The sequence below is a fragment of the Saccharothrix sp. AJ9571 genome (assembly GCF_021725495.1).
GTDB lineage: Bacteria > Actinomycetota > Actinomycetes > Mycobacteriales > Pseudonocardiaceae > Amycolatopsis > Amycolatopsis magusensis.
The window spans coordinates 7,709,370-7,730,446 of record NZ_CP091382.1 but is presented as its reverse complement, the minus strand read 5'-3'; the positions used below and the strand labels follow the sequence as shown (position 1 = coordinate 7,730,446).

The following is a 21,077-nucleotide window of genomic DNA, read 5'->3' as shown; positions in this document are numbered from 1 at the left end:
GGCTGCCGATGGAGGCAACCGTGAAGGCGGCGCTGGAAGACTTCCGGCGCGACGGCTACGCGATCGTGCCCCGAGGGCTCGGCGAGTCCGAAGTGGACGCCCTGCGGGAGGTGAGCGCGACGCTGTTCGAAGGCGACTCGCGCGAGGCATCCCCGCTGGACGTGCTCGGCGCCGAGGAGATCGCGGCACTGGTCTTCGACGAGCTGGGCGGGCAGTTCCTGCGCGCGCTGCTGGGCGAGCCGTACGTGGTCTACCCGAACCTGGCCATGCGCAAGAACTTCTTCACCGGCTGGCACGTGGACCAGGCGTTCACCGGTCCCGGCCGCGAACTGGTGTGGGATCCGGACTACTGCCACGTCTCGGTGTCGGTCTACCTGCAGGAGAACACCGAGGAGGCGGGCGGCGGCATCGACGTGGTCCCCGGCTCGCACCTGACCTCCTTCGACGGCTTCGGGCAGGCCAGGCCCCAGGTGAAGACCGCGCTGGCGCTGCCGGAGTACGCCGAGCGGATCGTCCGCACCGAACCCGCGCCCGGCGACCTGCTGATCAAGCACGCGCGGCTGCTGCACGGCAGCACCGTGCCCGCCGACGGATCGGCCGCCAAGGCCAGGGACAAGTACGGGTTCGGCTACAGCGCCGGGCGGCTCGACGCCTTCGAGAACAACCGGTTCATCACCCACCTGGCCACCAAGCGGGTCAACGTGCTGCGCGGGGAGCAGGTGCGCCACGAGCGGCACACCCAGGAGATGGCGCTGAGCTATCCGCGCGATTTCCCGGAGTCCTTCCGCACGCGCGCCGAGCGGGCGGGCGTGGTGGTCCAGACCTTCGACACCTGCTGAAACGGAATCGGCGAGCATGGCACACAGCACCGAGCCCTACCACCTGATCGCCCAGCGCAAGCACACCGGCGACCGCGTGAGAACCGTCCGCGACGCCCCCGACGACGCACCGCTGTACGACTGCCCGGAAGCGACCGAGGCGGATGTCGAGCTGGCGATGGCCGCAGCCGCCGAAGGCTTCACGGCCTGGCGCCGGGCCACCGCCGGGCAGCGGGCCGAAGCGCTCTCCGGCGCGGCGGGCAAGCTGCGGGCGCGGGCGGCCGAGCTGGCCCCGCAGATCACCAGGGAGACCGGGAAACCGCTGCGGGCCGCGGAACAGGAAGTGCACTCGGCGGCACGCGTGCTGGACAACTTCGCGGCCTCGGTGCCCGGCGAGTCCGACCGCGTGGTGCGCGCGCACTCCAGCCGGGTGTGGGGACTGGAGCTGCGGGAGCCCGCCGGGGTCGCCGCGCTGGTCACCAGCTGGAACCTGCCGCTGCAGATCGCCGCGCAGAAGGTGGGCGCGGCCGTCGCCGCCGGGTGCTCGTTCGTGCTGAAGCCGTCGCCACTGGCCGCGGTCAGCCCGCTGGCGCTGGCGGAGGCCCTGCTCGACGCCGGAGTGCCGCCCGAGGTGTGCAACGTGCTCCAGGGCGGCGCGGAGTCGGCGTGCGCGCTGGCCGCGCACCCGGCGGTCGGGGTGCTCTCGGTGACCGGCGGCGAGCGGACCGGGCGGGAGCTGATGCGCCGCGCCTCGGCGCAGCTGACCCGGTGCGTGCTGGAACTCGGTGGCAAGAGCGCGAACATCGTCTTCGCCGACGCCGATTTCGACGCGGCGATCCAGGGCGCGGTGGCCGGCGTGGTCCGCAACCAGGGCGCGGTGTGCACCGCGGGCAGCCGGATCCTGGTCGAGCGTGCGCGGTACGCGGAGTTCACCGCCCGGCTGGCCGCCGAACTGGACCGGGTCGAGGTCGGCGACCCGTACGCCGACCCGCGGATGGGCGCGATCCGCTCACCCGAGCTGGCCGGCCGGATCACCGCGGCGGTCTCCTCGGCGCGGGCGGCGGGTGCGGTCGTGCACACCGGCGAGCCGGAGGTGGCGGTGCCGGGGCGGTCCGGTGCCTACCTGCGGCCGGTGCTCGCCGCCGAGGTGCCGGTGGACCACGAGCTGTGGCAGGAGGAGGTGTTCGGCCCGGTCGCCGCGATCACCCCGTTCGACGACGAGGAGCACGCGGTCCGGCTGGCGAACTCCACCCGGTACGGGCTGGCGGCGGCGGTCTGGACGGCCGACTTCGCCCGGTGCGAACGGCTCTGGCCCCGGCTGGAAGCCGGCAGCGTCTACCTCAATTCCTACCACCGGATCGACTCCGTGCCACTGGCCTCGTCCGGGCGCGGGCGGTCCGGGTTCGGCGCCGAGGGCGGCCCAGCCGGGGTCGCGGAGTTCCTGGTCACCAAGGGCGTGCACATCCCGGCCGGGCTGTGAAACCGGGTTGTGAAAGAGGAGGCAGGAGAGCTGATGGACACGGCTGAAGCGCACCAGCACCAGCGCCGGGTGGTGACCCGGATCCCGCGCGTGGACCGCGACGTGGTCAAGCGGTTCCAAGGCTTCTACAGCGCGATCGTGCTCGACGCCATGGGCAAGCACAACACCGCCGACGTCGGGCTGGGCCCGCTGAGCCCCGGCATGCGGGCGGTGGGCACCGCGGTGACCTCGCTGGGACCGGACCTCACCGTGCGGCGGATGGCCATCGACCTCGCCGAGCCCGGTGACGTGCTGGTGGTCGCGGCGGGCGGGGTGCGTGACTACGCGTGCTTCGGCGACGGGACCGCGAGCAGGATGCTGACCAAGGACCTCGCCGGAGCGGTGGTCGACGGGTGCGTGCGCGACGCCGCCGGGCTGCGCGCACTCGGCTTCCCGACCTTCTGCCGCGGGGTCACCGCCCGCAACTACCACTATCCGGCGGCGGGTGACCACGGCGGCGTGAACGTGCCGGTGGTGGTCGGCGGGGTGCTGGTGGAACCCGGGGACCTGGTCATCGCCGACGACGACGGCGTGGTGTTCGTGCCGCGCGCGCTCGCCGCGGCCGTCGCCGGCATCGTCGAACCGAAGCTCACCGCCGAGCGGCAGCTCCGGGGTTCGTGGACGGAGTACCCGCCGTTCGACGTCGCCGGGGAACTGCGCGAGCGGGGGTATGTGTTCGAATGACCGGACTCGCACTTCACGGCCGGGTCGCACTGGTGACCGGCGCGGCGGGTGGCGGCTGCGGATCGGCGATCGCGCTGCGGCTCGCGGACCGGGGCGCGACCGTGGTGGCCAACGGCCTGCTCTGGCACGCCGAGGCGCTCGGTGAACTGGCCGCGCGCCATCCCGGCATCCGCCCCGCCATCGCCGACGTCGGCGACGAGCAGGCGGTGTCCGCGTTGTTCGCGGAGCTGGCGGACACGACCGGGCACCCGGGCATCGTCGTGCACAACGCGGCGCCTTCACTCGCCCCGGTCGCCGTGTCCGCGCTGGAGACCGCTCAGTGGCGGGCCGAACTCGGCACCATCCTCGACGGCGCGTTCCACCTGGCGCGCGCGGCGGCTCCGGCGATGACCGCGGCAGGCTGGGGCCGGTTCGTGTTCGTCTCCTCCAGCGCGGCCTTCCGCGGGGCGCGCGGCCGCAGCGCCGCCTACGCCGCGGGCAAGGCGGCCCTGCACGGGCTGGCCGTCCAGCTCGCGCTGGAACTGGGGCCGTGCGGCGTCACCGCGAACGTGATCGCGCCCAGCCAGATCGACACCGCCAGAGCACGCCGGGGCGGGCGGCGCGACCACGGCTCGATGGCCCGGTCCGCCGGGCTGGTGCCGCTCGGCCGCGTCGGGCGCCCCGGCGACGTGGCCGGTCTCGCCGCCTTCCTGGCCGGGGACGAGTCGTCCTACCTGACCGGCCAGGTGATCCGGCTCGACGGCGGATCCGCACTCGCCGCACCGCAGACCGCGCTGAAGGGAGCCGTCCGTTGACCGGAAACCCCGTGCTCACCGCCGCACCGAGGCCGTTCGGCAGGCTGCCCGTCCGGGTCAGCCCGCTCGGGCTCGGCACCTACCACCTCACCGCCGACCGGCTGGTCCCGCACGACGAAGCGCTGCGGCTGGTGCGCGCGGCGGCCGACGCCGGGATCACCCTGTACGACACCGCGCCGATGTACGGGCTCGGGGAGGCGGAGGCCATCCTCGCCGAAGCGCTCGGCACCCGGCTCGGCGAGCAGGTGGTGATCGACAAGATCGGGCGGTTCGAGAAGAGCATCGTGGCCCGGCTCGGCGACCGCGGCTACCGCGAGCCCGCGGTCATGCTGGCCCAGTTCGAGCATTCGCTGCGGGTGCTGGGCCTGGAACGGCTGCCCGTGCTGCTGCTGCACGAAAGCGACTGGGACCAGTGGTGGGACGACACCCCCGGCGGGCTCTCCGGTCCGGTGCTCGACCTGGTGGCGCAGTTGCGGTCGCGCGGTCTCGTCGGCGGGGTCGGGCTTTCGGTGCGCAAGCCGGAACGCGCCGAGCAGCTGATCCGGAGTGGACTGTTCGACGCCATGCTCTTCGTGCACTACTACAACATCGTCTGGCAGGAAGCCGGGCAGAGCGCGATCCGGACCGCGGCCGAGCACGACCTCGGCATCGCCATCGGCGCGCCCTACCGGCAGGGGCTGCTGACCAGCACCGATCCGGCGCTGCTGGACCAGTTGACCGCCGAGCGCCGCTCGTCGGTGCCGCCGGGGGTCATCGAGCGGATCGGTGCCTGCCAGGACATCGCCCGCGGAGCCGGGCTGTCCATGCCGGAACTGGGCCTGCGGTGGCTGCTCGACGACCGCCGGGTGCACTCGGTGGTGGTGGGCCCGCGATCGGTCGCGGAGCTGGCGGAGAACGTGCGGTGGGCGGGCACCGGTCCGCTGCCCGCCGAGGTCACCGCCGAACTGGGCAAGATCACCGACATCCCGGTGGGTGCCTGGTGAGCCGGGCGAAGCTGCGGGTCGCGGTGATCGGCCGCAGCGGGCGCGGGAACTACGGCCACCAGCTCGACCACGCCTTCACCGGGCACGAGCGGGCGGAGATCGTCGCCGTCGCCGACGAGCGGGAAGCGGGTCTGCGGGAGGCACTGGACCGCACCGGCGCGCGGCGGGGCTACGCCGATTTCCGCGCCATGCTGGAGCGGGAGCGTCCCGGCCTGGTCGTGGTCGCGCCGCGGTGGATCGACTGCCACCACGACATGGTGCTGGCCGCGCTGGACGCCGGCGCGCACGTCTACTGCGAGAAGCCGATCGCGCAGACGCTGGAGCAGGCCGATGCCATGGTGGCCGCGGCGAAGGCACGCGGGCTGCTGTTCGGCGTCGCGCTCCCGGCCGTGCACGAACCCCGGTTCGCCCGGCTGCGCGCCCTCATCGCCGACGGGCTGATCGGCGAGGTGCTCCAGCTCAAAGGACTCTGCAAATGGGACCACCGCTCGGGCGGGCAGGACTTCACCGTGCTGGGCGTGCACTTCGCCGACCTGATCCGGCGACTCGGTGGCGCCGCGGTGACCTGCACGGGTCACCTCTCCGGTGGCGACGGGCCGCGCGACGGTGACGAGCAGGTCGGGCTGGTGGACGGGCGCCGGATGTGGGGCGCCTACGGACTTCGAAGCGGACTGCTCGCCACCATCGAGTCGTGGCCGTGCGGCATCGAGGACCGCGCGCGCCACCCGTACCGGCTGGAAGTGCATGGCACCAAGGGAATCCTGGTACACCGCGCGCCCTACGCCGACCATTCGCTGTGGCACCACGACGGTCCGGTGGTACTGCCCGGCGAACCGGCGTGGACGCGGATCCCGACCGAGCCGATCGCCCGGTACGGCGACTACCACCGCCTGGCCGCTGCCGACTTCCTCGACGCCATCGACGAGGGCCGCGAACCGGCGTGCAGCGGCGAGGACGGCACCGCCGCGCTGGAAATGGTCCACGCCGTCTACGCCTCGGCGCTGGCGGGCACCACGGTGCCCCTGCCGCTCGCCGAGCGCGGGCACCCGCTCTCACGCGCCGCGACCGCGGTGGCGTGACCAGGACCCGGATTTCCCCGATGCGGAAGGAGGTGGAGGCAATGGAGCGCGAGGAGATCGTCGTCACGGCCAACGTGGAGCAGTTCTGAGCCCCGGTCGTTCCGGCCGCGGTCGAGTACCGCGGCCGGAACGGCCCGTTCATCCGAGGAGCCGGGTATGACCGAGACGATCGAGGAGACCGGGGCCGGGGAGCTGTGGCGCCGGGGCACGGTGCGTGCCTGCCCGCCGGAGCGGACCTGGGCCCGCGTGCAGCCGCTGCTGCGCGAAGCCGGGGTCACCAGGGTCGCGGACATCACCCGCCTCGACGCCGTCGGCATTCCGGTGCATTCGGCGATGCGCCCGGCGTCGCGCACCCTGGCGGTGTCCCAGGGCAAGGGGCTGACACCGGTGCTGTCCGCGGTGTCCGCGGTGATGGAGGCGATCGAACTGTGGTTCGCCGAACGGCCGCGTGAGCCCGATGTGCGCGCAACACCGCTCGCGGCCCTGCGTGGCGAAGTGGGCTACCGGCTCGGCCAGCTGGATCTGGCCACCCCTTCGCTGCTCACCGACGACTACCCGCTCGACTGGCTGGCCGGGCGTGGCCTGCTCACCGGGCGAGCCGCCCTGCTGCCCAGCGAGTACGTGCTCCTCGACCGCACCGTGCGCGAGGACTGGCAGCCACCGCTGTTCGCGGTCACCAGCAACGGACTGGCCAGCGGCAACACCGGACCGGAAGCGGCGCTGCACGCGTTGTGCGAGATCGTGGAACGCGACTGCCTGGCACGCGCGAGCGCGGACCTGACCGGCCGACCCATCCCGCTCACCGGACTGAGCGACCCGGCCATCACCGAACTCGCCGGCAAGCTCGAAGCCAGTGCGAACGAGCTGTCCCTCTACGACATCACCGGACCGCTCGGCGTGCCGTGCGTGGCCGCCACCGTTCGCGACGCCACCGTGCCGGTGACCTTCGGCGGGTTCGGCTGCCATCCGGACGTACTGGTCGCCACGGCGAGGGCGATCACCGAGGCCGTGCAGCAGCGGCTGGCCACCATCGCCGGTACCCGCGACGACCTGCCGTTCGACCTCTACACCAAGATCCGCGCCGCCTCCCCGCAGCCGCCCCGGCCCCGTCCGGAGACCTGGTACGAGCCGCCCGTGAGCCTGCCCGTACCGGACTTCACCTCGGCGCTGGCCGAAATCGGCGGGCGGGTGCGGGACACCACCGGGCACGAGCCGATCGTGGTCACGCTGACCGGCCCGGCCGAGCCGATCGCGGTGGTCAAGGTGGTCGCGCCCGGCCTGCGCCTGCACACCGGGCGGGACCTGGCCACGGCGGGCGGTGCGCGATGACCGTGCACGTGTTCGCCGGGCCGTCCATCCCCGAAGCCAGGATTCGCGAACTGCTGCCCGGCGCCCGCCTCCACCCGCCCATCGGGCACGGCGCGGTGTTCGGCCTCGACCTGGCCGAAGGCGACGTGCTGGCCATCGTGGACGGGTTGTTCTACCTCAACGCCGCCGTGCGCCACAAGGAGATCCTGGCCGTCGCCGACCGCGGGGTGCGGGTCGTCGGCGGGGCCAGCATGGGTGCGCTGCGCGCCGCCGAGTTACGGGGGCACGGGATGCGCGGCGTCGGCCGGGTGTACGAGATGTACCGCGACGGCGAAATCGACGGTGACGACGAAGTCGCCCTCGCGCACGCCACCGCCGAACACGGCTACCGCCCGATGTCGCTCGCGCTCGTCGCGGTGCGTGAAGTCGTGCGGGAGGCGGTCGCCGAAGGCCGGTTGGCCGGCGGAACCGGGCGCCTGCTGGTGGACGGGCTGCGGCACCACCACTTCCCGGAACGCACGTTGTTCGTGCTCCGCGAAATCGGCCGGGAGCTGGGCATCCCGGAAGTCACCCTGGACTCGCTCGTCCGCGCGCTCGACGGAACCGAGCCGGACGTCAAACGCCGCGACGCCGAACTCGTGCTGCGCGAGGCGCTCGAGCCCGAGCCGCCCGAAGAGCCCGGATTCGTCAAGACCCATCACGTGACCCGCTGGGAAGAGCGATTCACCACGCTCGGCGACGTGCTGCGACGGCGAGCGCTCGGGGTGCTCCAGTTGTACTGGCCGGATTTCCCCGCGTTCTACGAGGAAGTGGTTCGCGCGCGGCTGACTTGCCTTTGGCAGTGCGGGGAAGCGGCATTGGCGGAGGAATTCACCCGGCGCACGGGGATCACCGAAGTCGGCGCCGGCCTCGCTCGCCGCTGGCTGCACCCGGGGGAAATCGGCGACGCGCTGCTCCGGCTCGCCGTGGCCAGTTACCGCGAGGCGCCGGGACTGCCCCCACTCGCCGCGGTGGAATCGGCTCTGCCACGGGGTTTGCTCGAACGCGCCGCCCGGATCGGCGCGGCGCTCCCCGAACCAGAGGAGGGCGACGTCCGCGCCTGGCTGGCCGGGTTGTGGGGCACCGAGCCGGACGCGGATGTATTGCAGCGCGCCGGTTTCGCCCGCGGATTCGCCGAATGGGGCGAACTGGACAAGATCGCCCGCGCCCTGCGTGGGCGCGGTGACGGCAGTAGCATCGTCCGGGAGCTGCACTGAAGCCGCTGATCCGGGGGGAATCGCCGAGCCATGCCGTCGCCGTCGTCGCTGCCGCCCACACCGCAGGCGGTCCGCCGCGACTTCCGCCTCCTCTTCACGGGCACGGCGCTGAACCAGGCCGGCGTGACCATCGAACTCGGCGCGCTGCCGCTGCTGGCGGTGTACGTGCTGGAAGCGACCCCGATGCAGGTCGGTGCGCTCTACGCCAGCGGCACGATCGCCTTCCTGATCATCGGCCTGCCCGCCGGGGCGTGGGTGGACCGGGCCCGGCGGCGCCGGATCCTGCAGTGGGCCGGGCTCGTGCACGCCGTGCTGCTGGTGAGCATTCCCGCCGCGGCCTGGCTCGACCTGCTCACCTTCTGGCACCTGCTGGTGATCGCGGCGGCCGGCGGCACGATGACGGTCTTCTTCGACGTGGCCGCGCCCGCCTACCTGCCGACCCTGGTGGGCCGCGGCGAACTCGGCCGCTACAACGCGAAGATCTTCTCGGTGCAGGCACTGGCGCGCTCGTCGGGCCCGGCGCTGAGCGGGGCGCTCACCCAGTTCGTCGGCGCGGCGAACGCGGTGCTGATGAGCATCGGCGCGTTCCTCGGCTCGTCCGGGGTGATCTCGCAGATCCGCACCCGCGAAGACCGGCCGCCGCGCGAGGGCCGCCACCTGCTCAAGGAGGTCTGGGAAGGCATCCGGTACGTCCACCGCGACCGCGTGCTGCGGGTGACGCTGGCGGCCGGGGCCACCTTCAACTTCTTCCGGAACATCGCCACCGCCGTGGAGGTGCTGTTCCTGGCGCGCACCCTCGGCCTGCCCCCGCTCGGGGTCGGGCTGCTGCTCTCGCTGTTCGGCATCGGCGGGGCGGTGGGCGCGCTGACCGCGCCGCTGTGGTTCCGCCGGGTGGGTGAGCTGCGGACGATGTGGCTGGTGCTGCTGACCACGCAGCCGCTGATGGCGCTGGTGGCGGTGGCCGAGCGGGACTGGCGGATGGTGCCGCTGGTGCTCGGCCTGTTCGGGGTCGGCTACGGCGGTCAGGTCTACAACGTGGCGCAGATGAACCTGCGCCAGCAGGTCTGCGACGACGGCATGCTGGGCCGGATGAACGCCTCCTGCCGGTTCGTCACCTGGAGCGTGGTGCCGCTCGGCGTGCTCGCCGGTGGCGCGCTGGGCGAGGCGTTCGGGCTGCGGACCGCGCTGTGGGTGGCGGCCGTCGGCGGCATGGGCGCGGCGCTGTGGCCGCTGGCCGCGCGGCGCTCGGCGACCTCGGCGCCGGTGTGAGGAAAGGAAGTATTCCCTTGTACACGCCTTACTACGACCCGCACCAGCCCACCTGGCTGGAAATCGCCGGCGGCCTGGTGACGGGCCCCTCGCCAGACCCGCCACGCCACGGCAGCGGGAAGCCGCGCACGCCGTGGCAGGCGATCTGCGAGCTGGTCACCCCGGCGGTGCTCAAGCCGCCCTGCTACGTCTCGTTCACCGGCGGGCGGGACTCCTCGGGCCTGCTCGCCGCCGCCGTGCACGTCGCCCGCGAGCACGGCGCCCCGCCGCCGGTGGCGGTCACCATGCGCTTTCCCGCGGTCAAGTCCGCCGACGAGGCCGACTGGCAGGAGCTGGTCATCGGCCACCTCGGTGTGCGGGACTGGGAGAAGCTGACCGTCGACTCCGAAGCGGGGGAGATGGACCTGCTGGGGGAGCGGTCGCTGGGCATGCTGTCCCGGCACGGCATCCTGTGGCCGTTCAACGTGGTGCTCTACAGCCGGGTGTTCGACGCCGTCCCGGACGGCGGCACGGTGATCACCGGGTTCGGCGGGGACGGCCTGTTCGAGCGGTGGTCCTGGGCCGGCCTGGCCGACGTCGCGCACGGCACCAGGAAGCCGGTCAAGGCGGACCTGCGCCCGCTCGGGCGGCTGCTCACCGGGCGGTCCACGGCGAAAACCACCACACCGGGCCGGATCTGGTCGCCCCACTGGCTCCGGCCCGACGCGCGGGCGGAGTTCACCCGGGTCCAGTCGGCCGATCAGGGCTCGGCGCCCCGCACCTGGGCGAACTGGGTGCGCTGGTTCGGCCGCCGCCGCTGGGTGGACGTGGCCAGGTGGAGCCTCGACCGGATCGCCGACGGGCGGATCGGCGTGCTCCACCCGTACTTCGAGCCCGAACTGCACGACGCGCTCATCCGCGACGGCGGCGCCCGCGGGTACGGCTCCCGCACCGCCATCATGGAGGCGGTGTTCGGCGGCGTGCTGCCGGAACGCACGGTCCGGCGCAGCACCAAGGCACAGACCTTCGCCAAGATCGCCTGGTCCGTGCACTCGCGGCGGTTTCTGGCGGACTGGGACGGGTCCGGTTTGGACGATCGGGTGGTCGATCCGGCGGCCCTGCGCGAAGAATGGGCAAAACCCGCTCCGGACGGCCGGTCCGCCCTGCTGCTGCTGGCGCTGTGGCTCAACCGGAACCGCGAGGCCGCGATGCGCCGATGACGGAGGTGGCGACCGGCGCGGTTCTTCCCCTTATGGTGGCACCGCGCGGGTCGCCTACGGCATCAGGACGTGGACGACCACGCGCCTGCCATGACCGCTTCGGACACCCGCGCGAACTCCCGCGTGGTCGCCGTTTCCCGCGAGTTCAGCCACACCGGCACCACCACCGCGGGCGGCAGGTCGTGCACCGGGACCACGACGAGGTCGGAGAAGGGCAGGCGGTCGAGCAGGGTGGCGATGGTCAGGTGCAGGCCGCGGCCCAGCGCGACCAGGCTCAGCACGTCGTCGTAGGGCACGTCCTCGCGGCCGGTCAGCTGGCAGAGGTCCGCGCTGGTGTGGCGCAGTTCGTTCCCGGCGTGGGTGAACCGCGGCGTCCACTGGTCGCGCAGGCCGCTGTCCACCGCGTCGGGCAGCCGGAGCAGTTCGTAGCCGCGCAGGTCCTCGAGGCCTACCGCGCGTGAACGGGCCAGCGGGTGGTCCTTCGGCACCAGCACGCCCCTGGCCTCCTCGCCGAGCACCGGGCCCACGGTCACCTCCGGATCCCGCACGGCGGTGCCGTCTCCGCCCGGCGACCACACCAGTCCCAGGTCCGCGCCGAGGTTTTCGAGCAGCGCGGGCAGCCGGGCGTCGCGCTGCGGCAGGAAGGAGACGAAGGAGTTGAACACGACTTCGCAGCCGGGCCGGTCCGCGGTGAAGGCCGAGGCCACCCGGCTGAGCCAGGGACCGCCCACCGTGGCCTGGTAGGCCACCCGGATCCGCTCGTCGCCCTCGCGCGCCGAGGCCCGGCATTCGCGCAGTGCCTCGACCAGTTCGCCGTACCCGTGCTGCACGCGGGCCTGGAACAGCCTGCCGAGCCCGGTCAGCCGCACGCGCCTGCTGGTCCGCTCGAACAGCCGACCGCCGACCTGGCGTTCCAGGCCCCGGATCGTCTGGCTCACCCGGCCCTGGGAGACACCGAGCCGGACGGCCGCCCGGCCGAAGTGCAACTCGTGGGAGACTTCCAGGAACGTTTCGACCTCGCGTAACTCCACCATCGCCCCCCAGCGTCGGTAGGTGGGCGGCGGATTGTTCCCGCCCACTGGTATCAGTTTGTGATTAACACACTCGGCAGAATACCGCCAAGCGGGGCATCCGATGCCGCAAGTGCGGCTGACACTGGGTGATGTCCCGGTTTGCCCTGTTTAAGTCCTGGCTTAAGCCCGCTTGCCCACTCGGAATCGCGGCCGGTTCCCGGAACTACAGAATTGTGTCAACTCAGTGGAATTGTCGGCGGCGATTCATTCGATCGAGTGGTCCAGCCGTCGGTTCACGGGATAGGGGCGAACCTCTCGTGGTGCCAGGCGTCTGGACCTTCGAAAGCGAATGAAAGGGGAAAACGATGAGGTATCTGCGTTGTGGCGTCGCCACCGGTTTCGCCGCGGTGATGATCCTGGCAGCGGGGCAGGTTCCGGCCGGTGCGTCCGAGGGGACCGAGCCCGTGCCGTGTGGCCCGGTCGACGTGGGCGCCGAGGTGCACACGCTGTTCGCCATTCCCGGACCGAGTGGAACTGTCGGTTGTGAAGAGGCTTTCGACGTCATTGCCGAGTACAACGCCCTTTCGACCGGCGCTCCTCCCGGCCCGGTCAAGCTCAGCGATCTGTGGACGTGCGTCGTCGACGACGCGGCAGCGGGAGCCGTGCGGTGCGTGCAGGGGGAGGACGGGGTCGACCACGGGCGGTGGTTCGAAACCGTGCCGCCGGAAGTGCCCTGACTCCGGGTTTCCCGAATGGCGGTGCCCGCCCCGGAACGGGCCGACTAGCGTCGGCGCATGGTGTCCGCCGCGCAGGCGCGCCAGAAGTACGACCAACTCGTCGACCGGTACGAAGAGATCTTCTTCTACGTCGGCACCGTGGGGGCGCGGCTGGTCGAATTCGCCGCACCGGCGCCGGGTTCGCGGGTGCTCGACGTGGGTGCCGCGATGGACGCCGCGCACCTGGACTTCGCGGACGGTTCGTTCGACCTCGCCGCCGCCGGTTTCGTGGTGCAGGTCCTCGACGACCCCGCCGCGGTGCTCGGCGAGGTCCACCGCGTGCTCAGGCCGGGCGGGATCGTCGCGTTGTCACTGGAAACCCAGTCCGTCGGCCGCCTCCCGTCGACGACAGCGGCACGCTCCCCGAGGATCGCCGCGCCGAATTCCAGACGCGTTTCCTCGAAGGCGCCCAGACAATGCACGACGACGGCGGCATCACGCTCGATTTCGCCGCCACGCTGCACCGCGCCCGCCGCCCCTAGCCGCTGTCCCGTACGCCGACTTGCTCCGGCGTGCACGGCTGGACATCACCGGCGCCGCGGCCAGCTGGTTGTCAGCCGGGGACGGCGGCGCTCGCCCAGCGCGGGGCGTGCCACGAACGGGCCGCCTGGCGGGCGGCTTCCAGGCGCAGCAGGGTGGCGCGGCGGTCGGCCGGGCGATCGTCGGCGGCCAGCCGGTCCGCGGCGTAGGCACGCAGCAGTCCGGTCAGCTCCAGCCGCGGTGCCGGTTCGGCCCAGTGGGCGGTCACCAGTCCGGCGGTCACCAGTTCCGCGACCGCCGAGTCCGCCTCGTCCGCGGTGGAGCCGAGCAGCGCCGCGCACATCGGGCCGATGGGCACCGGGCCGCCGACCAGGGGCAGCCGCCGGAAGAGGTGCTGGGCGGCCGGGCCGAGTGGCCGGTACATCGATGCGAAGGCTTCGGTGACGTCGAGGTGCGCGTGGGAGAGCGCGGCCAGCAGGCGGCCGGGACGTTTCAGCTGGGCGACCAGGGTGGCGATCCGCCAGTCCGGGCGGGCCGCGAGCCGGGCCGCGGCGGCCCGGACCGCCAGCGGCAGGCGGTCGCACAGCTCGACCAGGTGGCGGACGGCGTCCGGCTCGGTGCGGGGTCGTTCGTCACCGAGGACGGTGCCGACCAGGCGCACCGCGTCGGCCACCGGCAGCGGGGCCAGTGGCAGGTGGCCGACGCCGGGCAGCGCGGTGAGCCGCTGCCGCGCGGTGACCAGCACCGCGGCCGACGGCCCGCCCGGCAACAGCGGCAGGAGCTGTCCTTCGCCCGAGGCGTCGTCGAGCACCACGAGGATCCGCCGCCCGGCCAGCCGGTCGCGGTAGAGCGCGGCCCTGGCGTCCGCACCGGCCGGGAGTTCGGCGTCCGGGACGCCCAGTGCGGCCAGGAACCGGCCGAGCACCGCCGACGCGGCCCTGGGTTCAGGGGAGGTCCCGGCCAGCCCGGCGTAGAGCTGGCCGTCCGGGAACATCGGCGCCAGCCGGTGGCCCAGGTGCACGGCCAGGGCGGACTTGCCGGCGCCGGCGATCCCGGTCAACGCGACGATCGGCATCCCGGGGCCGGTGAGCAGCCGCTCGGCCCGCGCGGCGAGCCCTTCACGACCGGCGAAGTCGGCGGCCGCGAGTGGCAGGAGGCGGGCCGCCCGGCCGCCGTCCGGGGGTGCGGGCGGGGGAGCGCCCGCCTCGGCGGGCCGGCGCGGTGCGGCCGCGAGGACGGCCCGCTCGGCGCGGCGCAGCTCTTCACCGGGTTCCAGGCCGAGCTGCTCCACGAACAGCTGCCGGGCCCGCTGGTAGGACGCCAGCGCCTCGGCCCGGCGGCCGGACTGGGCGAGCGCGAGCATGTGCAGCGCCCGGACGCGCTCGCGGAAGGGGTGCGCGTCGACCAGTTCGCCGAGTTCCCCGGCCAGCCGGGCCGCCTGACCCAGTTCGAGCAGGACCGCGACGTGCTCCTCCACCACGGCGAAGCGGCGTTCGGCGAGCCGTTCGGCGGCCGAGCGGACCAGCCTGCTGGGTACGCCGAGCAGCGGCTCGTCCCGCCACAGGGCCAGCGCGGTTCCATACAGCCCGGCCGCTTCCGAGGGGCGTCGTTGCGTGGCCGCGAACCGGGCGCGCCGCACCGCGTCGTCGAACGCGGCGAGGTCGTGCGCCGCCGTGCCGACCTGGGCAAAGTAGCCGGGCGCCCGGGTGACGATGGTGCCGGGCAGGCCGCCGTCGGCCAGGCGCCGTCGCAGGGCGGACACGCAGATCTGCACCTGGGCCCGCGCGGTGGCCGGCGGCGCGTCGTCCCACACGGCGTCGATGAGCCGGTCGACCGGCACCACCTGGCCGGGCTCGAGCAGCAGCATCGCCAGCACGACCCGCTGCCGCGGCGCGGGGACCGGCACCGGGCCTGCCGGGCCGTGCACCTCCAGCGTGCCGAGGACGCCGAACCGCGTACCGGTCGCCTGCGTGGACATCGCACCTCGTCTCTGGCGGATCGGCCTGCTGCCGATCGCCCCGCCCGAGGAGAAACGATGCCCGCTCGGGCGCTCGCCCACATGGGTACTCGACCCCCATATTCCGGCTCACGTCGCGGCGTCCCGCCGGTACCGCACACCCGGCGTCCCGCGGCTACCGCCGTCCGGGCGGCTTCGCGCGGCGGGGGGAACGCGCTGCGTGGCGGGTGCGCCCGTTCGGCGTGGGCAATTCCGGCGGGACGGCGATAGCCGCCGATACGGGCCGTGGAAAGCCGATGTGGCCGTGATGGGCGGCCGATAGCCGGATTCCGAGACTGGGAGACATGCCCCAGCCGCCCCTTCCGGTGCCGTCCGCGCTGCACGTGCTCGTCACGAGCGTGCAGTCCGACGCGCACACCTGGAACCTGGTGTTCCTCCAGCTCACCGTCGAAGAACTGGGTCACCGCGTGACCAACCTCGGCCCGTGCGTGCCCGAGGCGCTGCTGGCCGCCGAGTGCGTGCGGCTGCGCCCGGACCTGGTCGTGGTGAGCAGTGTCAACGGCCACGGGTTCGCCGACGGGCTGCGGCTCATCGCCGGCCTGCGTAGCCGCGCCGAGCTGGCCGGGTTGCCGGTCGTCATCGGCGGCAAGCTCGGGGTGAACGGGCAGGAAGGTGCCCAGGAACGGGGCGCCGCACTGGTCGAGGCCGGGTTCGACGCGGTGTTCGGCGAGGAGACCGTGCACCTCGCCGGCACCGGGGCGCTCCCCGCGGCGGACGGCTCGCGGCTGTTCCGCTCCTACCTGGCGGCGCTGCCCGCAGGCCTGCCGTGCTGACGGCGGGACTCGAGCCGGTGCGGGCCGCGTCGTTCGGCGACTTCGTGGCACGTGCCGCGGTGGCGGGCCGGCTGGTGGTGCAGCCGCGCATGGGGTTCAGCGACCCGGACCGGCTGCGTGCCGGGCTCGCGGCGACCCGGGCCGCGGACGCGGTCACCGTCGGCACCCTGACCCTGGACAGCTACACCCGCGTCGGCGACCACACCGCGGCGCTCGAAGCGCTGACCGTCGGCGCCGACCTCAACGGCTACCCGCTGGTGGCGCACGGCCCGGAGACCACCCGCGCGGTGCTGGCCGGGCTGGCGGGCGACGACTTCCCGGTGCAGGTCCGCCACGGCTCGGCCGTGCCGGGGGACATCATCGCCGCACTCGGCCCGTCCGGCCTGCACGCCACCGAGGGCGGTCCGGTCTCGTACTGCCTGCCCTACGGCCGGACGCCCCTGCGGGAGTCGGTGGACAACTGGCGCCGGGCCTGCGAGCTGCTCGCGGGGCTGCGCGCACCGGGGGTGGAACCGCACCTGGAGACGTTCGGCGGCTGCCTGATGGGCCAGCTGTGCCCGCCAGGGCTGCTGGTCGCGATCAGCGTGCTCGAGGCGCTGTTCTTCACCGCGCACGGGCTGCGCAGCGTTTCGCTCAGCTACGCCCAGCAAACCGACCCGGAACAGGACGCCGAAGCCGTCCGTGCCCTGCGCACGCTGGCCACCGAGCTGCTGCCCGGCGTGCAGCACCACATCGTCGTCTACACCTACATGGGCGTTTACCCGCGCACTCCCGAGGGCGCCACCCGGCTGCTCGAACTCGCCGCCGAACTCGCGGTGCGCACCGGCGCCGAACGGCTGATCGTCAAGACCATCGCCGAGGCGTTCCGGATCCCCACCGTCGCGGAGAACGTGGCCGCGCTCGAAGCCGCCGACCGGGCCGCCCGGCGTACCGCGCCCGAACCGTCCACATCGGACGAACAGTTCGGGATCCTCGCCGAGGCGCGCGCACTCGTCGAGGCGGTGCTGGAGCTGGCCGACGACCCTGGCCGCGCGCTGCTCACCGCGTTCGCCCGCGGCCACCTCGACGTCCCGTACTGCCTGCACCCGGACAACGCCGGGCGCAGCCGGGGCTACCTCGACGACCGCGGGCGGCTGCGCTGGGCCGAAACCGGCGCGATGCCGGTGGCCGCCGACCGCACCAGCAGCAGGCCGATGACCGCCGCCGGCCTGCTCACCGCACTGTCGCATGTGGAGCGACGGCTCGACCGGGCCGCGCTCGGAACCGACCGACTGGGAGTCCACCGATGACCGTAGCCCCCGACCCCACGGCACCCGCCGTCCCCGACCCCGTCTCGGCCTTACCCGGCTCTCCTGGCGAGCACCTGTCCTCACCCGTCACGCAGGCGGCCCTGCGCATCCAGCACGGCCTGCTCGCGGGTGCCCGCGAATTCCTGGCCGACGCCGGGTTCACCGAGGTGCTGCCCCCGGTGATCGGCCCGGTCACCGACCCCGGCGCCCGCGGCGCCAAGCAGGTCGACGTCGACTACTACGGCCACCGCTACAAGCTGATGACCAGCGCGATCCTGTACAAGCAGGCCGCGTTGCGGGCGTTCGACCGCATCTACTCGATCGCGCCGAACGTGCGGCTCGAGCCGCTGGAAACGGCGAACACCGACCGCCACCTCGCCGAATTCCACCAGATCGACGTCGAACTCGCGCACGGCACCCGCGACGACGCGGTCGAGCTGGCCACCGGGCTCATCACCCATGCGGTGCGCCGGGTGGTCGAGCTCTACCCGGAGGAGCTGGCGCGGCTGGGCCGTGACCCGCGTGCGTTCGATGAACTGCGCGAAGGCGTGTTCGGCCGCCGCACGCACGCCGACGCCGTCGCGCGGTTGCGGGCGCTGGGCCACGACCAGAACCCGGGTGCGGAGATCGACTGGGAAGGCGAGGCGATCCTGTCCCGCGAGGCCACCCGCCCGTTCTTCGTCACCGACTACCCCAAGGGCTCGCGCGGCTTCTACGACCGCGAGAACCCGGACCAGCCCGGCACCCTGTGCAACTTCGACCTGCTGGCGCCCGAAGGATTCGGTGAACTGATCAGCGGGAGCCAGCGCGAAGCCGACTACGCCCGCGTGATCGCGCGGATGCGCGAAACCGGGGAGAACCCGGCCAAGTACGGCTGGTACCTGGACCTGCTGCGCGAAGGACTGCCCGGCAGCGCCGGCTTCGGGATCGGGGTGCAGCGGCTCACCCGCTACGTCGCCGGGCTGCGCTCGGTGTGGCAGGCCACGGCCTTCCCGAAGGTGCCGGGGGTGGTCGCGCCGTGACCGCCGGGCTGTCCGCCCCGGGCTTCCCCGAGGACGCCGTGCGGGACCGGGCCCGCCGCGGCACCGCGGCGATCTTCCCGGACCGCGCGGGTTACGGGCACACGCTCCACGGCGCGGGTGCCGCACCGGCCGCCGACGAGCTGGACGCGGCCCGCCTGGTGCCGCCGGTGTTCGTGCCGCGTCGCCTGGGCAAGCTGATCGACCTCGCCCGCGAACCGGTCTACGCCGACGTCGACACCTCCGCCGCGGTCGGCGGGTTCGCCGCCACACTGCCGGTGTACGTCTCGGCGTTCGGGTCCACCCAGGTGGCCGGGGCCGACCTCGGGCGCGCCGTGGCACGGCAGGCCGGACGGCTCGGGTTGCCGATGGTCATCGGCGAGAACGTGGTGCCGGTCAACGGCTACGGCCGCGTCACCGAGGGCGAGAGCGCCCTGCTCGGCCGCCTGCGTGCCTACGCCGAAGCGGTGCCCGACGAGCAGGGCGGCGTCGTCGTCCAGCAGAGCACCGAGGACGCCGACGCCGAGGTGTGGAACCTCGTCTACAGCGACCCGGCCGCGCGGCCGCTGCTGGACAGCGGGCGGCTCGGCTTCGAGCTGAAACTGGGCCAGGGCGCGAAGCCGGGGCTGGGCGGGATGACGGTGCTCGCCGAACCCGCCGCGCGTCGGGTGGCCGGGCAGTACCTGCTCGACCCGGTGTTCGGCGACGACGCCGGGCAGGTGCTGCGCAGCGGCACCCCCGGCACGTTCACCCAGGAGATCCTGGCCCACCAGGTGCACCTGATGCGCAACAACTACCCGCGGGCACGGGTGTGGGTGAAGCTGCCACCCGGGCGTGACGTCGGCGAGGCGGCCGAAGTGGCCTGGCAGGCCGGGGCCGACGCGGTGACCGTGGACGGGGCCGAAGGCGGCACCGGCTGGGCGCCCTCGGCGTTCCTCGACCACGTCGGGCTGCCGCTGGCGGAGTGCCTGCGCCGGATCGCCCGCCCGGCCGAAGCGGGTTCACTGCTGGTCAGCGGCCGGATGTGGGAGGGCACGCGGGTGGTCAAGGCGCTGGCGTCCGGGGCCACCGCGGTCGGCATCGGCCGGGCCGCGCTGCTGGCCGCGGACACCGACGCCGACGACGGCCTGGTGCGGTTCGCCGAAGCACTGGCCCTCGAACTGCGGCTGCTGGTCAGTGCGCTCGGCAAGTACGCGGTCGACGACCTCGGCGGCGAAGACGTGTGGTCGAGCGGGAGTCCGCGGCGGGAGGCGGAGTTCGCATGACCACCACCGTGAACCCGGCAGACGGCCGGGCGGCGCCGGCCACGCCGCCACCGGCCCGCGACCGCAACTTCCGCCTGCTGTGGGCGGGCGAGGCCACCAGCAAGGTCGGCAGCGCGGTGACCGGCGTGGCGTTCCCGCTCGTCGCGGTGGTCACGCTCGGCGCGGGCACGGTGGCCACCGGCCTGCTCAACGCCATGGCGTGGTTGCCGTGGCTGCTGATCGGGCTGCCCGCGGGCGCCTGGATCGACCGGTTCTCCCGCCGCCGCACCATGCTGGCGGCCGACTTCCTGTCGATCGCGGTGCTGCTGAGCGTCCCGGTGGCGGCGTGGCTCGGTGTGCTGAGCCTGGCGCAGCTGGTGGTGGTCTCGTTCGTGGCGGGTACCGCGTCGATGTTCTTCAGCACCGCCTATCAGGCGTTCCTTCCCGCGGTGGTGGCCAAGGAGCACTTGGCCGAGGCGAACGCGAAACTGCAGGGCACCGACCAGGTGGCCAACCTCGCCGGACCCGGCGTGGGCGGGCTCCTCACGCAGGCGGTGGGCGCGGTCTACGGCCTGCTCGCCGACGTGGTCACCTTCGCCGTCTCGGCGTTCTGCCTGCTGCGGATGCGGGTCGAGGAGCCGCTGCCGCCCAAGAAGGAGCGCACGACGCGGCTGCGCGACGAGATCGGCGAGGGCCTGCGCTACGTCGGCCGGGACCGCTACCTGCGCATCCTCGCGCTCAGCGCGGCGGTGGACAACTTCACGCTCAACGCGATGTACGCGCTCATCGTGGTCTTCCTGGTGCGCACGGTCGAGGCGCCGGCCGCGGTGGTCGGGTTCGTGCTGGCCGCGGACTTCGCCGGGGGGCTGCTCGGCGCGATGATCGCCCGGCGCGTGGCCACCCGGCTCGGCACCGCCAGGGCCCTGCTCGTCTGCTCGATCGGCACCGCCCCGTTCGCCCTGCTGATCCCGTTGACCCAGAACGGTTTCGGGCTGGCGTTCTTCGTGGTCGGCATCCTCGTGCCCTCGATCGGCATGGTGATCGGCAACGTCGTGGTCACCGGCTTCCGGCAGGCGTACTGCCCGCCGCGGCTGCTCGGCCGGATGTACGCCAGCTCGCGGTTCCTCCAGTTCGGCGTGATCCCGCTCGGCGCGGTGCTCGGCGGGGTCCTCGGCGCGGCGCTCGGGGTGCGAGAGGCGCTGTGGATCGTCACCGCGGTCGGCGCGCTGGGCAAGCTGCTGCGCCTGGTGGGCCCGATCCGCGAGCACCGGGACCTGCCGACCGCACCCCCTGAAAGCACCCCCGAACCCCGCAAGGAGCAGTGACGACCGTGCCGACGAACCCCTTCGAAGACGAGAACGGCGTGTACCTGGTGCTGGTGAACGACGAGAACCAGCACTCGCTGTGGCCGGCGCGGATCGCCGTGCCCGCCGGGTGGCGCGTGGTGTTCGGCGAGGACACCCGCCAGGCGTGCCTGGACCACGTCGAGCGCTCGTGGACCGACCTGCGCCCGGCGAGCCTGACCCGCACCTGATCTTCGTCCACTTCGGACCGTCC

19 protein-coding genes and 1 pseudogene are annotated in these 21,077 nt (G+C 73.4%); 18 read left to right on the top strand and 2 right to left on the bottom strand.

Annotated features, from left to right (window positions below; translation table 11 throughout):
* The first annotated feature begins 8 nt into the window (after positions 1-8).
* The 10 genes from L3Q67_RS34760 to L3Q67_RS34715 all read left to right on the top strand — a co-directional run bounded on the left by L3Q67_RS34760 (position 9) and on the right by L3Q67_RS34715 (position 10,909).
* Positions 9-839 (top strand): phytanoyl-CoA dioxygenase family protein, encoded by an 831-nt coding sequence (locus tag L3Q67_RS34760; RefSeq protein WP_499185645.1) that lies wholly within the window; start codon positions 9-11, stop codon positions 837-839.
* Between the two features lie 16 nt (positions 840-855).
* Positions 856-2,298: an aldehyde dehydrogenase family protein gene (locus L3Q67_RS34755; protein ID WP_499185644.1), complete on the top strand. Its 1,443-nt coding sequence runs from the start codon at positions 856-858 to the stop codon at positions 2,296-2,298.
* A 33-nt stretch (positions 2,299-2,331) separates the two neighbouring features.
* Entirely contained in the window at positions 2,332-3,021 is a 690-nt protein-coding gene (locus L3Q67_RS34750; protein WP_499185643.1) for an RraA family protein, read from the top strand.
* Positions 3,018-3,815 carry an SDR family NAD(P)-dependent oxidoreductase gene (locus L3Q67_RS34745; protein ID WP_499185642.1) on the top strand — a complete coding sequence of 266 codons (798 nt, stop codon included), beginning with the start codon at positions 3,018-3,020 and terminating at the stop codon, positions 3,813-3,815. The genes L3Q67_RS34750 and L3Q67_RS34745 overlap by 4 nt, the downstream gene beginning before the upstream one ends.
* Complete coding sequence (locus tag L3Q67_RS34740) at positions 3,812-4,798, top strand: aldo-keto reductase family protein (RefSeq protein WP_499185641.1); 987 nt, start codon at positions 3,812-3,814, stop codon at positions 4,796-4,798. The genes L3Q67_RS34745 and L3Q67_RS34740 overlap by 4 nt, the downstream gene beginning before the upstream one ends.
* A complete protein-coding gene (locus L3Q67_RS34735; RefSeq protein ID WP_499185640.1) occupies positions 4,795-5,877 on the top strand; it encodes a Gfo/Idh/MocA family protein in 1,083 nt (360 codons plus the stop codon). The genes L3Q67_RS34740 and L3Q67_RS34735 overlap by 4 nt, the downstream gene beginning before the upstream one ends.
* 156 nt (positions 5,878-6,033) lie before the next feature.
* Positions 6,034-7,206 (top strand): YcaO-like family protein, encoded by a 1,173-nt coding sequence (locus L3Q67_RS34730; protein ID WP_499185639.1) that lies wholly within the window; start codon positions 6,034-6,036, stop codon positions 7,204-7,206.
* Positions 7,203-8,441, top strand: a complete 1,239-nt coding sequence (locus L3Q67_RS34725; RefSeq protein WP_499185638.1) for a TfuA-like protein — start codon at positions 7,203-7,205, stop codon at positions 8,439-8,441. Before L3Q67_RS34730 ends, L3Q67_RS34725 begins: the two co-directional genes overlap by 4 nt.
* Positions 8,442-8,471: 30 nt before the next feature.
* Positions 8,472-9,710: an MFS transporter gene (locus L3Q67_RS34720; protein ID WP_499185637.1), complete on the top strand. Its 1,239-nt coding sequence runs from the start codon at positions 8,472-8,474 to the stop codon at positions 9,708-9,710.
* A gap of 17 nt (positions 9,711-9,727) precedes the next feature.
* Positions 9,728-10,909, top strand: coding sequence for a hypothetical protein (locus L3Q67_RS34715; protein WP_499185636.1), 1,182 nt, complete (start codon positions 9,728-9,730; stop codon positions 10,907-10,909).
* 62 nt (positions 10,910-10,971) lie between these two features.
* On the opposite strand, the gene L3Q67_RS34710 is transcribed toward L3Q67_RS34715, so the two are convergent.
* Positions 10,972-11,943, bottom strand: a complete 972-nt coding sequence (locus tag L3Q67_RS34710) for a LysR family transcriptional regulator (RefSeq protein WP_499185635.1) — start codon at positions 11,941-11,943, stop codon at positions 10,972-10,974.
* Positions 11,944-12,287: 344 nt separating this feature from the next.
* On the opposite strand from L3Q67_RS34710, the gene L3Q67_RS34705 reads away from it, so the two are divergent.
* Together L3Q67_RS34705 and L3Q67_RS34700 are read left to right on the top strand one after the other, a co-directional pair.
* A complete protein-coding gene (locus L3Q67_RS34705; RefSeq protein ID WP_499185634.1) occupies positions 12,288-12,659 on the top strand; it encodes a hypothetical protein in 372 nt (123 codons plus the stop codon).
* A gap of 57 nt (positions 12,660-12,716) precedes the next feature.
* Positions 12,717-12,962, top strand: a pseudogene (locus L3Q67_RS34700) (methyltransferase domain-containing protein); the annotation flags it as partial.
* A gap of 289 nt (positions 12,963-13,251) precedes the next feature.
* Here L3Q67_RS34700 and L3Q67_RS34695 read toward each other — a convergent pair.
* A complete protein-coding gene (locus tag L3Q67_RS34695; protein WP_499185633.1) occupies positions 13,252-15,156 on the bottom strand; it encodes an AfsR/SARP family transcriptional regulator in 1,905 nt (634 codons plus the stop codon).
* Between the two features lie 323 nt (positions 15,157-15,479).
* Between L3Q67_RS34695 and L3Q67_RS34690 the strand changes: the two genes are divergently transcribed.
* From L3Q67_RS34690 to L3Q67_RS34665, 6 genes are read left to right on the top strand one after another with little or no spacing between them, the layout of a single operon-like run.
* A complete protein-coding gene (locus tag L3Q67_RS34690) occupies positions 15,480-15,968 on the top strand; it encodes a cobalamin B12-binding domain-containing protein (protein ID WP_499185632.1) in 489 nt (162 codons plus the stop codon).
* Complete coding sequence (locus L3Q67_RS34685) at positions 15,962-17,257, top strand: methylaspartate mutase (RefSeq protein ID WP_499185631.1); 1,296 nt, start codon at positions 15,962-15,964, stop codon at positions 17,255-17,257. The genes L3Q67_RS34690 and L3Q67_RS34685 overlap by 7 nt, the downstream gene beginning before the upstream one ends.
* Complete coding sequence (locus L3Q67_RS34680) at positions 17,254-18,279, top strand: asparagine synthetase A (RefSeq protein ID WP_499185630.1); 1,026 nt, start codon at positions 17,254-17,256, stop codon at positions 18,277-18,279. Before L3Q67_RS34685 ends, L3Q67_RS34680 begins: the two co-directional genes overlap by 4 nt.
* Positions 18,276-19,541, top strand: coding sequence for a beta/alpha barrel domain-containing protein (locus tag L3Q67_RS34675; RefSeq protein WP_499185629.1), 1,266 nt, complete (start codon positions 18,276-18,278; stop codon positions 19,539-19,541). The genes L3Q67_RS34680 and L3Q67_RS34675 overlap by 4 nt, the downstream gene beginning before the upstream one ends.
* Positions 19,538-20,845 (top strand): MFS transporter, encoded by a 1,308-nt coding sequence (locus L3Q67_RS34670; RefSeq protein ID WP_499185628.1) that lies wholly within the window; start codon positions 19,538-19,540, stop codon positions 20,843-20,845. Before L3Q67_RS34675 ends, L3Q67_RS34670 begins: the two co-directional genes overlap by 4 nt.
* A gap of 5 nt (positions 20,846-20,850) precedes the next feature.
* Positions 20,851-21,054: an MbtH family protein gene (locus L3Q67_RS34665; RefSeq protein WP_499185627.1), complete on the top strand. Its 204-nt coding sequence runs from the start codon at positions 20,851-20,853 to the stop codon at positions 21,052-21,054.
* Positions 21,055-21,077: the final 23 nt, after the last annotated feature.

Excerpts from the sequence above, each read along its gene's own strand:
- L3Q67_RS34680 (WP_499185630.1), top strand. The coding sequence starts at position 17,254 with ATGACCGTAGCCCCCGACCCCACGGCACCCGCCGTCCCCGACCCCGTC.
- L3Q67_RS34710 (WP_499185635.1), bottom strand. The coding sequence starts at position 11,943 with ATGGTGGAGTTACGCGAGGTCGAAACGTTCCTGGAAGTCTCCCACGAG.
- L3Q67_RS34720 (WP_499185637.1), top strand. The coding sequence starts at position 8,472 with ATGCCGTCGCCGTCGTCGCTGCCGCCCACACCGCAGGCGGTCCGCCGC.
- L3Q67_RS34725 (WP_499185638.1), top strand. The coding sequence starts at position 7,203 with ATGACCGTGCACGTGTTCGCCGGGCCGTCCATCCCCGAAGCCAGGATT.
- L3Q67_RS34755 (WP_499185644.1), top strand. The coding sequence starts at position 856 with ATGGCACACAGCACCGAGCCCTACCACCTGATCGCCCAGCGCAAGCAC.
- L3Q67_RS34745 (WP_499185642.1), top strand. The coding sequence starts at position 3,018 with ATGACCGGACTCGCACTTCACGGCCGGGTCGCACTGGTGACCGGCGCG.
- L3Q67_RS34695 (WP_499185633.1), bottom strand. The coding sequence starts at position 15,156 with ATGTCCACGCAGGCGACCGGTACGCGGTTCGGCGTCCTCGGCACGCTG.
- L3Q67_RS34690 (WP_499185632.1), top strand. The coding sequence starts at position 15,480 with ATGCCCCAGCCGCCCCTTCCGGTGCCGTCCGCGCTGCACGTGCTCGTC.
- L3Q67_RS34670 (WP_499185628.1), top strand. The coding sequence starts at position 19,538 with ATGACCACCACCGTGAACCCGGCAGACGGCCGGGCGGCGCCGGCCACG.
- L3Q67_RS34760 (WP_499185645.1), top strand. The coding sequence starts at position 9 with ATGGAGGCAACCGTGAAGGCGGCGCTGGAAGACTTCCGGCGCGACGGC.
- L3Q67_RS34705 (WP_499185634.1), top strand. The coding sequence starts at position 12,288 with ATGAGGTATCTGCGTTGTGGCGTCGCCACCGGTTTCGCCGCGGTGATG.
- L3Q67_RS34750 (WP_499185643.1), top strand. The coding sequence starts at position 2,332 with ATGGACACGGCTGAAGCGCACCAGCACCAGCGCCGGGTGGTGACCCGG.
- L3Q67_RS34730 (WP_499185639.1), top strand. The coding sequence starts at position 6,034 with ATGACCGAGACGATCGAGGAGACCGGGGCCGGGGAGCTGTGGCGCCGG.